We start from the raw sequence: 14,818 nt of genomic DNA, 5'->3' as shown, positions 1-14,818 counted from the left end.
TAATAACCAGGGAGAGGATTTGCGGTTTAACGCCTTATCCGGTGGGGGGGGGTTGATAAAGGAGCTTGATTTGGAGGATTTGTCCCCTGCAGGAATCGAACCTGCAACTAGCCCTTAGGAGGGGCTCGTTATATCCATTTAACTAAGGGGACAAGGCGGCGTTAGTATACTCGTTTTTAGTGCTGCGTTAAGGGCTTAGCCGCCTGATTGCTCATTCCATCGCCATTACTGCTGCGAAGCCTGCTGTTTTTTCTGACGCTGCTCCTGTTTTTTTTGCCGCGCTTTGGCTTCCGCTTTTTTCTTGGTGCTCATATCGTTACGGATTTGCGCATGGCTCATCAGCGCAAAGATAAAGGTACCGCCGCAGATATTGCCGGCCAGGGTCGGCAGGGCGAAAGGCCAGACGAACTCGGTCCAGTGAATGTCGCCGTTGAACACCAGATACAGGATTTCCACGGTGCCCACTACGATATGGGTGGTATCGCCCAGCGCGATAAGCCAGGTCATAATGATGATCACAAAAATTTTCGCTGGCCCTGCCGAGGGGAACATCCACACCATGGTGGCGATGAGCCAGCCGGAGACTATCGCATTGGCGAACATCTCGCCCGGCGTGTTTTCCATCACTTTCAGGCCGATATTAACGAACGCCTCGCGGGTCGTTTCATCAAAAATTGGCATAAATTCGAAGGCCAACGCCGCCAGCCCGGTGCCGATCAGGTTACCTAACAGCACTACACTCCACAGCCGCAGCAACAGTAAAAAATTGCTGCCGGTGGGGTTTTGCATGACCGGTAAAACGGCGGTGACAGTGTTCTCGGTGAACAGCTGCTGACGCGCCATGATCACGATAATAAACCCCAGGGTGTAGCCGAAATTTTCCAGTAAAAAACCGCCCGGTACGCCTTCCAGATGAACGTGAAAAATCCCTTTGCCCAGCAGCGACGCGCCCATAGAAAGCCCGGCGGCGATAGCCGACCACAGCAGCGCCATGGCGTCGCGTTCCATCTCCTTTTCCCCATCCTGGCGGATATGTTCGTGGATGGCCATCGCCCGGGAGGGCAGGCGTTCTTCATCCAGTTCGATATCTTTTCCGCTCTTCTTCTCTTCGCTCTCTACTTCCAGCTCTTCACCGGATTCGCCAATTTTTTCATCCTCAATTTTGTCTTCTTTGAGTTTGTCCATGATGTCTTTGCCTCGCAGTGAATGTCCTTTAAGCGTAGCGGTTTTGGGAAAACCAACGGCCATTTCCCGATAATTCGGTGTCTTTTTGATCTGGCAGGCATCATTACTCCTTTTGGGGTAGCATTTCTGCCGTCTGGCATTTAAGGCCTGCAATCACTCTGTGTTATGATTCCTTGCCATTTCAGAAGGAGCTGTCTGGATGCTCGACGTCCTCAATCTCTCATGTATTCGTGATGAACGCGTTTTGTTTCGCGGGCTGTCATTTTCCCTCAATCCGGGTGAAATTTTCCAAATCGCTGGGGTCAATGGCGCGGGGAAAACCTCGCTGTTACGCATACTTAGCGGCCTCGCCACGCCGGAAGAGGGCGAGGTGAAATGGCAGGGCGAATTAATCAAACGGGCGCGTGACAGTTTCCATCACCAGCTCCTGTGGCTGGGGCACCAACCGGGTATCAAGGCGGTGCTGACGGCGGATGAAAACCTGCGCTTTTTCCATGCGGATTCGGCAATGAAAGCGCGCTGGGACGCCCTCGCGGCGATTGGCCTGCTGGGTTATGAGGATATCGCGGTAGGCCAGCTTTCCGCCGGGCAACAGCGGCGCGTGGCGCTGGCGCGGCTGTGGTTGAGCGCTGCAAAGTTGTGGATTCTGGATGAGCCTTTTACCGCGCTGGATCCGGCGGGTATCGAAAAGCTGACCTGCCGTCTCGAAGCCCATGCCGCACAAGGGGGCAGCGTGCTGCTGACCACCCATCAGCCGCTGCGTCCGGTGAGTTGTGCTTTTCGCAAGCTGACGCTGCCGCAAGGGGTGGTGTCATGATGTGGCAAATATTCACCCGAGAAATACATCTGGCCCTGCGCAAAGGGGCGGAGATCGTTAACCCGCTGTGGTTTTTCCTGATTGTTATCACGCTGTTCCCGCTGGGTATCGGCCCTGAGCCGCAATTGCTGGCGCGTATCGCCCCCGGCGTGGTGTGGGTGGCGGCGCTGCTGGCTGCGTTGTTGGGCATGGAACGGCTGTTCCGCGACGACTGGCAGGACGGCTCCCTCGAACAACTCATGCTGCTGCCGCTGCCTTTGCCCGCCGTGGTGTTAGCGAAAGTGACCGCTCACTGGGTGGTCACCGGCCTGCCGCTGATCGTGCTGTCTCCGCTGGCGGCGATGCTGTTAGGGCTCGATGTGCATACCTGGTGGGTGATGGCCCTGACGCTGACGTTGGGCACGCCGACCCTGAGTTTTCTCGGCGCGGTGGGCGTTGGCCTGACCGTGGGATTACGTCGCGGCGGCGTGCTGCTGAGCCTGCTGGTGCTGCCGCTCACCATTCCGCTGTTAATTTTCGCGACGGCGGCGATGGATGCCGCCTCAATGGCGTTACCGGTTGAAGGATACATGGCGATTCTGGGCGCGTTCCTGGCGGCGAGCGCCACGCTATGCCCGTTTGCCACCGCGGCGGCGCTGCGGATCAGTATTCAATAATTGCCCGCAAAAGTGGGCGCTAACTTAGCTTTGTGAGCCAATAACTATGTGGAAATTCTTGCATCAGCTTGCGAAACCAGAGCGACTCTACCACCTCTGCGGGCGTCTGGTTCCTCTGTTTGCCGTCATCAGCATTGTGATGCTGTTAGTCGGCGTGATTTGGGGATTTGTCTGGGCGCCGGCGGATTATCAGCAGGGACAAAGTTATCGCATCATGTACATCCACGTCCCGGCGGCCATCTGGTCGATGGGGATTTACGCCTGGATGGCGATTGCCGCGTTTATCGGCCTGGTGTGGCAGATCAAAATGTCCGATCTGGCGGTGGCGGCCATGGCCCCGGTAGGTGCGGTGTATACCTTTATCGCGTTGGTGACCGGGTCCGCCTGGGGCAAGCCGATGTGGGGCACCTGGTGGATTTGGGACGCCCGTTTAACCTCGGAGCTGGTGCTGCTGTTCCTGTACGTTGGGGTGATCGCGCTGTACAACGCTTTCGATGACCGCCGCCTCGCCGGGCGCGCCGCAGGGATCCTGGTGCTGGTCGGCGTGGTTAACCTGCCGATTATTCACTTCTCTGTTGAATGGTGGAATACCCTGCACCAGGGGTCGACCAACATGCAGAAATCCATCGATCCTTCGATGCGTATTCCGCTGCGCTGGTCGATTTTCGGGTTCCTCGGCCTGTTCGTTACCCTGGCCTTAATGCGCCTGCGCACCCTGATCCTGATGCAGGATCGCCGTCGTCCCTGGGTTGAAGAGATTGCTAATAAAGGAAGGAGCCTGTCATGAACGTCGCCTTTGGTAGCCTGAGTGAATTTTTCGCCATGGGCGGTTACGCCTTCTATGTCTGGCTGGCCGTGGCTTTTACCTTTATTCCGCTGGCGTTGCTGTTGGCCCATACCCTGTGGCAGCGTAAAGCGCTGCTGGCGGATGTCCGCCGCCAGCAGGGACGGGAGCGCCGGATTAAAAATGCCCAACATCCCACACAGGAGGTGACCGGATGAATCCGCGTCGTAAAAATCGACTCTGGCTGGCGGTGATGGTGTTAATGGGGATTGGCATCACGATTACACTCACGCTGTATGCGCTGCGCGCCAATATCGACCTGTTCTATACGCCGGGCGAAATCATCAACGGCAAAAACGAAACCCAGGTGAAGCCGGAGCCGGGCCAGCGTTTGCGCGTCGGCGGCATGGTGATGCCGGGCAGCGTCAAGCGCGATAATCAGTCCCTGAAAGTGAGCTTTAAGATCTATGACGCCCGCGGCGTGGTGGATGTCAGCTATGAGGGCATTCTGCCGGATCTGTTCCGCGAGGGGCAGGGCGTGGTCGCGCAGGGAGTACTGGAGCCAGGCAATGTGATTGTCGCCAAAGAAGTGCTGGCGAAGCACGACGAAAACTATACGCCGCCGGAAGTGAAAGCGGCAATGGAAGAGAATCATCACCGTCCGGCAGACGCCTATAAGGATAACCGCTCATGATGCCGGAATTGGGTAATTTCCTGCTGTGCCTGGCGTTAGGGATTTCATTACTGCTCAGCGTCTACCCGCAATGGGGCGCGGCGCGTCAGGACGTTCGGCTGATGGCGCTGGGGCGTCCACTCTCCTGGGCGCTATTTTTAAGCGTTTTCGCGGCGTTTTTAATTCTGATTTATGCCTTTGTGGTGAACGACTTCACCATTATGTACGTCGCCAGTAACTCCAACGCCGAGTTGCCGGTGTGGTATCGCGTCGCCGCGACGTGGGGCGCGCATGAAGGTTCGCTGCTGCTGTGGGTGCTGCTGATGAGCGCCTGGACCTTCGCGGTGGCGGTGCTGAGCCGTGGGATGCCGCTGGATTCCGTGGCGCGGGTGCTTTCCGTGATGGGCATGGTTAACTTCGGCTTCCTGCTGTTTATTCTGCTCACCTCCGACCCGTTTACCCGCACGCTGCCGGAGTACCCTATCGACGGGCGCGATCTGAATCCGCTGTTGCAGGATGTCGGGCTGATTTTCCATCCGCCGCTGCTGTATATGGGCTATGTCGGCTTCTCCGTGGCCTTTGCGTTTGCTATCGCGTCGCTGATGGCGGGGCGTCTGGACACCGCCTGGGCGCGCTGGTCACGCCCGTGGACCCAGGCCGCGTGGATTTTCCTGACGCTCGGCATCGTGCTGGGCTCCGCCTGGGCCTATTACGAGCTGGGGTGGGGCGGTTGGTGGTTCTGGGATCCAGTGGAAAACGCCTCCCTGATGCCCTGGCTGGCGGGCACTGCGCTGATGCACTCCCTGGCGGTAACCGAGAAGCGCGGCAGCTTTAAGGCCTGGACCGTACTGCTGGCGATTGCCGCCTTTTCCCTCTGCCTGTTGGGCACCTTCCTGGTGCGTTCCGGTGTGCTGGTGTCGGTGCACTCCTTCGCCTCGGACCCGGCGCGCGGCATGTTTATCCTCGCCCTGCTGGTGATCGCCATCGGCGGTTCGCTGCTGCTGTATGCGGTTAAAGGCAACAAAGTGCGCGCCAGAGTAAAAAACGATCTCTGGTCGCGGGAGACTTTCCTGCTCGGCAATAACATTTTGCTGATGGCCGCCATGCTGGTGGTGCTGCTCGGTACGCTGTTGCCGCTGGTGCATAAACAGCTGGGTCTCGGCAGCATCTCTATCGGCGAGCCGTTCTTTAATATGATGTTCACCGCCATGATGGTGCCGTTCGCGCTGCTGCTGGGTATCGGGCCGCTGGTGCGCTGGCGTCGCGATGAGCCAGGAAAAGTGCTTAAGCGGCTGGGCATTGCGGTGGTGATTACCCTGGCGGGCGCGCTACTGCTGCCGTGGCTGATGCAGGACCGTATTGAAGCCATGACGGTGGTCGGGCTGATGATGGCGATTTGGGTGTTTGTGCTGGCGCTGATGGAGTTGCACGAGCGCGCCACCCATCGTCATGCGTTCCTGAAAGGCCTGACCAGACTCTCCCGCAGCCAGTGGGGCATGGTATTGGGCCACGTTGGCCTGGCGGTAACGGTGGTCGGGATCGCTTTTAGCCAGAGCTACAGCGTGGAGCGTGACGTGCGCATGAAGGCGGGCGATCGCGTCGATATCCATCAGTACCAGTTTATTTTCAAAGAGGTGCGCGAGGTCAGCGGGCCGAACTGGCGCGGTGGCGTGGGCGTGATCGACGTGCTGCGCAACGGCAAGCCGGAAGCCACTCTCCATGCCGAGAAGCGCTTCTATAACAGCAATATGATGATGATGACCGAAGCGGCCATTGACGGCGGCGTCACCCGCGATCTGTACGCGGCGCTGGGTGAAGAGCTGGACGATGGCAGTTGGGCGGTGCGGCTTTATTACAAACCCTTTGTTCGCTGGATTTGGTACGGCGGGGCATTAATGGCGCTGGGCGGCTTGTTGAGTATGTTCGATCCTCGCTATCGCCTGCGTAAAGCATTGCAGGAGGCATAATGAAACGTAATGTGTTGTTTATTCCATTAATCCTTTTTTTACTGCTGGCCGCCGCGCTGTTGTGGCAACTGGTGCGCAACGCTAACGGCGACGACCCCACCACCCTGGAATCGGCGCTGATTGGCAAGCCGGTGCCGGTATTTAAACTCGAATCGCTGGATGAGCCGGGAAAAACCTACGATCAGGCGGCGCTAACCAGCGGCAAACCGGTACTGCTGAACGTCTGGGCGACCTGGTGCCCCACCTGCCGCGCCGAGCATCAGTACCTTAACCGCCTCTCCGCCCAGGGCGTGCGGGTGGTCGGGATGAACTATAAAGACGATCGCCAAAAGGCCATTACCTGGCTGAATGAACTGGGCAACCCGTACGCCATGAGCCTGTTCGACGGCAACGGTATGCTGGGCCTCGACCTGGGCGTATACGGCGCGCCGGAAACCTTCCTGATCGACGGCAAGGGCATTATCCGCTACCGCCACGCCGGGGATCTCAACGAGCAGGTCTGGCAGAACGAAATCAAACCCCTGTGGGATAAATACAACAATCAGGGGGCGGGAGCATGACCCGTATTCTGACGCTGCTCGCCGCGCTGTTGCTGTCGTTTTCGGTGTTTGCCGCCATCGACACTTACCAGTTTAAAGATGAAGCTCAGGAGCAGCAGTTCCGCGAGCTGACGGCGCAACTACGCTGCCCGAAATGCCAGAACAACAGCATCGCCGATTCCAACGCTATGATCGCCTCGGATATGCGCCAGAAGGTGTATGAGCTCCAGCAGCAGGGCCAGACTCAACAGCAGATCATCGACTATATGGTGGCGCGTTACGGCAACTTCGTGACCTATGAACCGCCCATCACGCCGGGGACGATTGTGCTGTGGCTGCTGCCGGCGCTGTTTATCCTCGGCGGGATAATCGTGGTGGTACGCCGCGCCAGAACAGGGCAGCAGGCCGCCGCCCAACCGCTAAACGATCTGGAACAGCAACGCCTGAAGCAGTTGCTAAGCGAGAAGAAAAAATGACGTTAACGCTGCTGATTAGCGCCATGGTGGCGTTGCTGATTATCACTGCGGGCCTGTTGTTTGTTCCCTGGTCCGGCAACCGCAGCGTCTCGCGCGATGTGCTGAACCGGGCGTTTTACCAGTCCCGGTTGCGCGAGCTGGAACGCGAAAACAGCGCCGAACGCGAGGAGATGGTGGCCGAGCTTCAGCACAATCTGCTCGATGACATTCCTCAGCACAGCGAAAGCGCCCAGAAACCGCTGAGCCGCTGGGTGCTCGCACCCGGCGTGGCGGCGCTGGTGATTGTCAGCGTCGGGGTGTTCTGGAAAACCGTCGATCTGAAAAACGTGCTTGAATGGCAGGAGGTCACCCGCCAGACGCCGGAACTGCTAAACCGCGTCATGGACCCGAACGCGCCCGCGCTGACCATGGAAGAGATGGCGCGCCTGGGCCTGGGTCTGCGCACCCGGTTGCAGGACGATCCGAATAATATTGAAGGCTGGATGATGCTGGGCCGTATCGGCATGGCGCTGAATAACGCCACCACCGCCACCGATGCATTTGAACACGCCTGGAAACTGGCCCCGGATAATATCGATGCCAAACTCGACTATGCTGAAGTATTGATTCGTTCATCCGATCAGAATGACAACCAGTTGGGCGATAAATTATTGCGTGAAGCGGTAGCGGCGTCGCATACCAATATTCGCGCCCTGAGTCTGCTGGCGTTCAGTTCCTTTGAGCAACAGCGCTTTGGCGATGCGGTCGCGGCGTGGCAGATGATGCTGCGTGTCTTGCCGCAAAACGATAAGCGTCGGGCGGTAATTGAGCGTAGTATCGCTCAGGCGCAAGCCCAGACCAGCGTGGACAATACGCCGCTGGCTGTTAAAATCACGCTTTCGCCGGAAGCTCAGCAGGGCATCGTTGCCAGTGGCACCGTCTTTGTTACCGTGGTAGGGGAATCCTCGCCGGTTCCCGTGGCGGTGAAAAAGTTGCCGGTTGGTCAGTTTCCGATGACACTCAATATAGATGACTCAAATACCATGATGCCGGGAGGTTCACTCTCTTCATTGCATCAGGGTTGGATTAAAGTGCATATCTCACAGGATGGCACACCTGCTGTGCAGTCAGGGGACTGGGTTGGTCAAAGCGCGCTGATTAAATTTGACCCGGCCCATCCGACGGAGGTGATGATTTCATCCCGTCAGCCCTGACAGCGGATATCAATAACAGGGAGACAGAGATGAATTTTCGCCTGACCGGCATTGCGCTGGCGACAACTTTACTGATGGGTTGCGCCAGCTCGGGAGAACAACAGGGACGCTCGGACCCGTTCGAAGGGTTTAACCGGACCATGTACAACTTCAACTTTAACGTACTGGATCCCTATGTTGTTCGTCCGGTCGCGGTCGTCTGGCGGGATTATGTGCCGCAGCCAGCGCGCAATGGGATCAGCAACTTCACCAGCAACCTTGAAGAACCTGCTGTCATGGTGAACTACTTCCTTCAGGGCGACCCGTACCAGGGGATGGTGCACTTTACGCGCTTCTTCCTGAATACCCTGCTGGGGATGGGCGGCTTTATCGACGTCGCCAGCATGTCAAACCCGAAACTGCAGCGCGTTGAGCCGCATCGTTTCGGCAGCACCCTGGGGCACTATGGCGTGGGCTACGGTCCGTACCTGCAACTGCCGTTCTATGGCAGCTTTACGCTGCGTCAGGAAGGCGGCGATGCGGTGGATTCGCTCTATCCGGCGCTCTCCTGGCTGACCTGGCCGATGTCGATTGGCAAGTGGGCGATTGAAGGCGTTGAAACCCGCGCCCAGCTGCTGGATTCCGACGGCCTGCTGCGCCAGTCTTCCGACCCGTATATCCTGGTGCGCGAAGCCTACTTCCAGCGTAACGACTTTATTGCCAACGGCGGCCAGTTGAAGCCGGAAGAAAACCCGAACGCCCAGGCGATTCAGGATGATTTAAAAGAGATTGATTCAGAATAACGCCGCTGAAAAGCGGCAATAAAAAAGGTGAGCCATTGTGGCTCACCTTTTTGCTTTTTGAGAAGCCGATTAGAACGCGTAGTTGAAGTTCGCGCCGTACAGCCAGGCTTTACCTTCAGAACGGAAGGTGTACGGGCCTTCGGTAAATTCAACGTGCTGGCCGTGCATATAAGACACGCCCACATCCACGGAAGCATCTTTATTAAATGCGTAGGTCGCGCCGGTGCTCAGCCACAGGCGGTCCTGATCCGGGATGGAGATGGAGCGGTGGTCGGCAGGCACCGGGCTGTCATCGAAGGCGATACCGGCACGCAGCGTCCAGTTATCATCCATAAAGTAAGTGGTCCCTAACGCGATGCGGTAAGAATCGCGGAAGCTTTCATCTTTATAGAACAGCGTCTGGCCGTTGTTGCTGGTGGCTTTCAGCTCCTGGAACTGGCTCCAGCTGGTGTACGCCAGGCTGTAGTGGATGGCCCACTGGGGCGCAACTTTGTTGTAACCCGACAGTTCCCACATTTCCGGCAGGTTCAGCGTCAGGTTGCCGCCGATGGTGCTACCGCCTGTGCCGTAAGGCAGGCCCTGGCTGGACAGCGCGGCGTTGATGGCCGGGCTGCTGCTCAGGTCGCTCTTATAATCGCCTTCGAAATCGATTTTGACTTCTGAACGATAGGTCAGTGAGTAACGGTTATCCTGGTCAACTTCATACATGATCCCGGCGTTCCAGCCGTAGCCCCACTCGTCGCCTTTCAGGCGCGCGATCTGGGTATTGCTGTCCAGCGAGTTGGCATAGCCCGCCAGCGCGCGAAGCTGCGCACCTTGCGGGGTGTTGGTGCGGAAAGCCGGGTTACGGCTAAGCTGGGCTGCGGTCAATTGACCCAGGTCGCCAGCGTAACGTTCCAGTTTGGCTTTCGCGTATACCGCGTTAAAGCCCAGGCCAAAACTGAAGTGGTTATTCAGACGGTACGCGCCGCTCAGGTTGAGGTTAAGGGTTTCCAGGTCGGTTTTACCGCCCATGGAGCCTGCTGCGTAGTCATCATTAAATTCGGTCGCCAGACCGTAGTTGGAGGTTACAGACGCCCCCCAACCAAATTGTTCGTTAATCGGCGCAACAAAATGCAGGTTTGGCACCCACGCGGTTGGCGCGATATTGTCGGCGTCCAGGCTACGGCCTGAAGGCGAACGGCCGGACACATTCACATCCGGATCCACGAAGATAGCGCCGCCGGAAAACGTCGGGCGGTCAAACATCATGATTGCTGCCGGGTTACGGCTGGCGGAACCGGCGTTGTCGGCGATGGCGCCTTCCCCTGAATAGGCGCGGCCAAGGCCAGAGGAAGAAAACTCGTTTAATTGAAAACCTGCGGACCAGGCTTGAGAAGAGACGATTGCCACTGCGACTGCGAGAAGAGACTTGGTAAACAGGGTTTTCTGGCTCATGACCATAACCTCATCCATTTATTTTTATTTAAATAATGTTACTTACCGTAACAGGAGCGCGAAGTGTAGGGTCTGAGTTACGGCTTACAAATCAGACCAGTGGCGTGAGTATAGGTCCGACCAGCGTGAATGTTGCAAGTATGTTTATAGAAAATTTATAAATTGATCATCGAAACGAGATCGCCGTGGCAAATTTGGGGCCGATGTCTCTCAGCGAACAGGGTGATTTTTGTTTCAGATCATTTTTATCGCTGATTTCTAAATCTGTCAGGATTTGTCGAAAATCTCGGGTGGAGCAGGCTCCAATCGGGGCGTAAAATAACGTGATTGCTAACTGCACCCCAGGTGCGATGTACAGAGGAAATCACAATGAGTAAATGCAGTGCTGATGAAACCCCGGTTTGCTGCTGTATTGATGTTGGGACCATTATGGACAACACCGATTGCACCGCGTCCTACAGCCGCGTTTTCCCGGACCGCGCCCAGGCTGAAGAAACCCTGGCTGCCCTGAGCGCCAAAGCCCGCGAAGTGGAATCCGAGCCGTGCCAGATCAACGCGAACTTCACTGAAGAAAGCGATGGCGTGCGCCTGGATATCGACTTCGTTTTTGCCTGCCAGGCAGAAACCATGATTTTCCAGCTGGGCCTGCGTTAATCCTGTCGACGCCTTCCTGTTCCGGGGAGGCGTCATCTGTCCGTAAATTCGTGTAACTCTTCGCACTTTTGCATTTCCCCGGTTGGCTAAATGTAAAAATTTGGTTAAGACTATCGTCAGGTCCGACCACTTTTACGTTGTATGTCCATTTTTACAGGGGAGTGTTATGAGTCAGGCGTTACCGCGTCTTGCCCGTCCGGGCGATCGAATTGCCATCATCAGCGGGTTGCGAACCCCTTTCGCACGCCAGGCGACCGCTTTTCACGGCATTCCGGCCGTCGATCTCGGCAAAATGGTGGTCAGCGAACTGCTGGCGCGCAGCGAAATTTCACCCGAGGTGATTGAGCAACTGGTGTTTGGCCAGGTGGTGCAGATGCCGGAAGCGCCCAACATCGCGCGTGAAATCGTGCTCGGCACCGGTATGAATGTGCATACCGACGCCTATAGCGTCAGCCGCGCCTGCGCCACCAGCTTTCAGGCGGTGGCGAACGTGGCGGAAAGCCTGATGGCGGGAACCATCCGCGCCGGTATCGCGGGTGGGGCCGATTCCTCATCGGTGCTGCCGATTGGCGTCAGCAAAAAGCTGGCCCGCGTGCTGGTGGACGTCAACAAAGCCCGTACTACCGGGCAGCGCCTGAAACTGTTTTCCCGTCTGCGCCTGCGCGATCTGATGCCTGTGCCACCCGCTGTAGCGGAGTATTCCACCGGTTTACGCATGGGCGATACCGCCGAGCAAATGGCCAAAACCCATGCAATCACTCGTGAACAGCAAGATGCGCTGGCGCACCGCTCCCACGTGCGGGCCGCCAAGGCCTGGCAGGAGGGGAAATTCGCCGATGAAGTGATGACCGCCTTCGTCCCGCCTTATCGCGAGCCCTTCAGCGAAGACAACAACATTCGTAAAAACAGTTCTCAGGCCGATTACGCCAAACTGCGCCCGGCGTTTGACCGCAAACACGGTACCGTGACGGCGGCAAACAGCACGCCGCTCACCGACGGCGCCGCCGCACTGATTATGATGACGGAATCGCGCGCCAAAGAACTGGGGCTGACGCCGCTCGGCTATCTGCGCAGCTACGCGTTTACCGCCATCGACGTATGGCAGGATATGCTGCTGGGGCCCGCCTGGGCCACGCCGCTGGCGCTGGATCGCGCCGGGATCACTCTCGCGGATTTGACCCTGTTTGATATGCATGAAGCCTTCGCCGCTCAGACGCTGGCCAACCTGAAAATGCTCTCCAGCGAGCGGTTTGCCCGGGATGTGCTGGGCCGTGCCCACGCCACCGGCGACGTGGACGACGCCATCTTTAACGTGATGGGCGGCTCCATCGCCTACGGTCACCCGTTTGCCGCCACCGGCGCGCGGATGATCGTCCAGACCCTGAATGAACTGCGCCGTCGCGGCGGCGGATTCGGTCTGGTGACGGCCTGCGCGGCAGGCGGGTTAGGGGCGGCAATGGTACTGGAGGCAGAATAATGGAAGGGCAATCCGCATTTCACATGCACGTTCGTCTGGATAATATCGCTATCGTTACCATCGATGTGCCCGACGAAAAAATGAACACCCTGAAGGCTGAGTTTGGCGGCGAAGTGCGCGCCATCCTCAAGCAGATCCACGACAACAAGCAGCTTCAGGGCGTGGTGTTTATCTCCGGTAAGCCGGACAATTTTATCGCGGGCGCGGATATTAATATGATCGCCAGCTGCCAGACCGCCCAGCAGGCCGAAGCGCTGGCGAAGCAGGGCCAGCAGATCATGGCCGATATTCATGCGCTCTCTATCCCGGTGGTAGCGGCGATCCACGGGCCTTGCCTCGGCGGCGGGCTGGAGCTGGCGCTGGCCTGTCATCGCCGGGTCTGTACCGATGATGGCAAAACGGTGCTTGGGCTGCCGGAAGTGCAACTGGGGTTGTTGCCTGGCTCCGGCGGTACTCAACGCCTGCCGCGCCTGATTGGCGTCAGCACCGCGCTGGAAATGATGCTGGCGGGCAAACAGCTGCGTCCGCGCCAGGCGCTGAAAGTAGGGCTGGTGGATGATGTGGTGCCAAAATCAATCCTGCTGGACGCGGCGGTGGAACTGGCTAAACAGGGCCGTCCGGCCTCGCGTCGTCTGCCGGTGCGTGAACGTGTGCTGACCGGGCCGCTGGGACGCTCGATTCTGTTCCGCATGGTCACGAAGCAAACCCTGCAAAAAACCCACGGCAACTACCCGGCGGCGACGCGGATTATCGATGTGGTGCGCATCGGGCTGGAGCAGGGCAGCGCCAGCGGGTACGACGCGGAAGCGAAAGCCTTTGGTGAACTCGCCATGACGCCGCAGTCTGCCGCGCTGCGTAATATTTTCTTTGCCAGCACCGAGCTGAAAAAGGATCAGGGTAGCGAAGCGCCGCCGAAACCGCTGCGCGCCGTGGGGATCCTCGGCGGCGGGCTGATGGGCGGCGGGATTGCGTATGTCACCGCCACCAAAGGCAAGTTGCCGGTACGGCTGAAAGACATCAACGATAAAGGCATTAACCACGCGCTGAAATACAGCTGGGATTTACTGGATAAAAAAGTGCGCCGCCGCCATTTAAAAGCGGTGGAGCGCGACAGCCAGATGGCGCTGATTAGCGGTTCTACCGATTATCGCGGCTTCCATCAGCGGGATATCGTGGTGGAAGCGGTGTTTGAAGATCTGGAACTGAAGCGCCAGATGGTCGCCGAGGTGGAGCAGTACGCCGCGCCGGACACGATTTTTGCCTCTAACACCTCCTCATTGCCGATTGGCGATATCGCGCAAAACGCCGCGCGCCCGGAGCTGGTGGTTGGCCTGCACTATTTCAGCCCGGTCGACAAAATGCCGCTGGTCGAGGTTATTCCCCATGCGGGAACCAGCGCGCAAACCATCTCTACCACCGTGGCGCTGGCGAAAAAACAGGGTAAAACGCCGATCGTGGTCGCGGACTGCGCGGGCTTTTACGTTAACCGCATCCTGGCCCCTTATATCAATGAAGCCATGCGCTGCCTGCTGGAAGGTGAACCGATTGAGCATATTGACGACGCGCTGGTGAAGTTTGGCTTCCCGGTGGGGCCGATCCAACTTTTGGATGAGGTTGGAATAGACGTAGGCACTAAAATTATCCCCGTGCTGGAGCGGGCTTACGGGGCGCGTTTCAGCGCGCCGAATGAGGCCGTTGCAGCAATATTGAAGGACGATCGCAAAGGCAGAAAAAATGGCCGCGGTTTCTATCTTTATCCGGTAAAAGGGCGTAAAAGCAAGAAGCAGGTCGACCCTGCGGTTTATACGCTTATTGGCGTCAAGCCCGGGCAAAAAATGGCGGCGGACGCGCTGGCAGAACGTTGCGTGATGATGATGCTGAACGAGGCGGCGCGGGCGTTAGATGAAGGCGTGGTGCGTTCAGTCAGAGACGGCGATATCGGCGCGGTATTCGGCATCGGTTTCCCGCCTTTCCTGGGGGGGCCGTTCCGCTATATGGACAGCCTCGGCGCGCCAGAGGTGGTCGCCCGGCTGCAACGTCTGGAAAGCCGCTACGGCGAGCGCTTCGCCCCCTGCGAGCGGCTGCTGGCAATGGCGCAAACCCAGCAAAAATTCTGGCAAAGTCAGGCAGATGTTGAGCCTGCAACGGTGACCGCTGATTAACCGGTTTTTACCGGCA

At 57.9% G+C, this 14,818-nt stretch carries 15 protein-coding genes and 1 tRNA gene; 13 read left to right on the top strand and 3 right to left on the bottom strand.

Annotated features, from left to right (window positions below; all coding sequences use genetic code 11):
- Nucleotides 1-80: 80 nt before the first annotated feature.
- Nucleotides 81-152, bottom strand: a tRNA-Arg gene (locus tag FHW74_RS04640).
- A gap of 73 nt (nt 153-225) precedes the next feature.
- On the bottom strand, nt 226-1,185 hold the full coding sequence (locus FHW74_RS04635; RefSeq protein WP_183169355.1) for a formate/nitrite transporter family protein: 960 nt from the start codon (nt 1,183-1,185) through the stop codon (nt 226-228).
- A 199-nt stretch (nt 1,186-1,384) separates the two neighbouring features.
- Here FHW74_RS04635 and ccmA point away from each other — a divergent pair, with 199 nt between their 5' ends.
- Genes ccmA through mlaA form a run of 10 tightly spaced genes read left to right on the top strand, consistent with a single transcriptional unit; the run spans nt 1,385 to nt 9,072 of the window.
- A complete protein-coding gene (gene ccmA / locus FHW74_RS04630) occupies nt 1,385-2,002 on the top strand; it encodes a cytochrome c biogenesis heme-transporting ATPase CcmA (protein WP_183169354.1) in 618 nt (205 codons plus the stop codon).
- The gene (ccmB, locus tag FHW74_RS04625; RefSeq protein ID WP_183169353.1) at nt 1,999-2,658 is read left to right on the top strand and encodes a heme exporter protein CcmB; all 660 of its coding nucleotides are present in this window, start codon (nt 1,999-2,001) and stop codon (nt 2,656-2,658) included. Before ccmA ends, ccmB begins: the two co-directional genes overlap by 4 nt.
- A gap of 46 nt (nt 2,659-2,704) precedes the next feature.
- A complete protein-coding gene (locus FHW74_RS04620) occupies nt 2,705-3,445 on the top strand; it encodes a heme ABC transporter permease (protein WP_183169352.1) in 741 nt (246 codons plus the stop codon).
- Complete coding sequence (gene ccmD / locus FHW74_RS04615) at nt 3,442-3,660, top strand: heme exporter protein CcmD (protein WP_183169351.1); 219 nt, start codon at nt 3,442-3,444, stop codon at nt 3,658-3,660. The genes FHW74_RS04620 and ccmD overlap by 4 nt, the downstream gene beginning before the upstream one ends.
- Nucleotides 3,657-4,136: a cytochrome c maturation protein CcmE gene (gene ccmE / locus FHW74_RS04610; protein WP_183169350.1), complete on the top strand. Its 480-nt coding sequence runs from the start codon at nt 3,657-3,659 to the stop codon at nt 4,134-4,136. Before ccmD ends, ccmE begins: the two co-directional genes overlap by 4 nt.
- The gene (locus FHW74_RS04605; RefSeq protein WP_183169349.1) at nt 4,133-6,082 is read left to right on the top strand and encodes a heme lyase CcmF/NrfE family subunit; all 1,950 of its coding nucleotides are present in this window, start codon (nt 4,133-4,135) and stop codon (nt 6,080-6,082) included. Before ccmE ends, FHW74_RS04605 begins: the two co-directional genes overlap by 4 nt.
- The gene (gene dsbE / locus FHW74_RS04600; RefSeq protein ID WP_183169348.1) at nt 6,082-6,642 is read left to right on the top strand and encodes a thiol:disulfide interchange protein DsbE; all 561 of its coding nucleotides are present in this window, start codon (nt 6,082-6,084) and stop codon (nt 6,640-6,642) included. The genes FHW74_RS04605 and dsbE overlap by 1 nt, the downstream gene beginning before the upstream one ends.
- Nucleotides 6,639-7,097, top strand: coding sequence for a cytochrome c-type biogenesis protein (locus tag FHW74_RS04595; RefSeq protein ID WP_183169347.1), 459 nt, complete (start codon nt 6,639-6,641; stop codon nt 7,095-7,097). Before dsbE ends, FHW74_RS04595 begins: the two co-directional genes overlap by 4 nt.
- The gene (gene ccmI, locus FHW74_RS04590; RefSeq protein ID WP_183169346.1) at nt 7,094-8,290 is read left to right on the top strand and encodes a c-type cytochrome biogenesis protein CcmI; all 1,197 of its coding nucleotides are present in this window, start codon (nt 7,094-7,096) and stop codon (nt 8,288-8,290) included. The genes FHW74_RS04595 and ccmI overlap by 4 nt, the downstream gene beginning before the upstream one ends.
- Before the next feature lie 29 nt (nt 8,291-8,319).
- Nucleotides 8,320-9,072, top strand: a complete 753-nt coding sequence (gene mlaA, locus FHW74_RS04585) for a phospholipid-binding lipoprotein MlaA (RefSeq protein WP_183169345.1) — start codon at nt 8,320-8,322, stop codon at nt 9,070-9,072.
- A 69-nt stretch (nt 9,073-9,141) separates the two neighbouring features.
- On the opposite strand, the gene fadL is transcribed toward mlaA, so the two are convergent.
- Complete coding sequence (gene fadL / locus FHW74_RS04580; protein ID WP_183169344.1) at nt 9,142-10,509, bottom strand: long-chain fatty acid transporter FadL; 1,368 nt, start codon at nt 10,507-10,509, stop codon at nt 9,142-9,144.
- A gap of 369 nt (nt 10,510-10,878) precedes the next feature.
- Here fadL and FHW74_RS04575 point away from each other — a divergent pair, with 369 nt between their 5' ends.
- From FHW74_RS04575 to fadJ, 3 genes are all read left to right on the top strand, one after another.
- Entirely contained in the window at nt 10,879-11,163 is a 285-nt protein-coding gene (locus FHW74_RS04575) for a YfcZ/YiiS family protein (RefSeq protein ID WP_125291493.1), read from the top strand.
- A 166-nt stretch (nt 11,164-11,329) separates the two neighbouring features.
- Nucleotides 11,330-12,640 (top strand): acetyl-CoA C-acyltransferase FadI, encoded by a 1,311-nt coding sequence (fadI, locus tag FHW74_RS04570; protein ID WP_183169343.1) that lies wholly within the window; start codon nt 11,330-11,332, stop codon nt 12,638-12,640.
- Nucleotides 12,640-14,802 carry a fatty acid oxidation complex subunit alpha FadJ gene (fadJ, locus tag FHW74_RS04565; RefSeq protein ID WP_183169342.1) on the top strand — a complete coding sequence of 721 codons (2,163 nt, stop codon included), beginning with the start codon at nt 12,640-12,642 and terminating at the stop codon, nt 14,800-14,802. Before fadI ends, fadJ begins: the two co-directional genes overlap by 1 nt.
- Nucleotides 14,803-14,818 lie beyond the last annotated feature (16 nt).

The sequence above is a fragment of the Atlantibacter sp. RC6 genome, from assembly GCF_014193285.1.
GTDB lineage: Bacteria > Pseudomonadota > Gammaproteobacteria > Enterobacterales > Enterobacteriaceae > Atlantibacter.
This window is presented reverse-complemented; position numbering and strand designations above follow the sequence as displayed.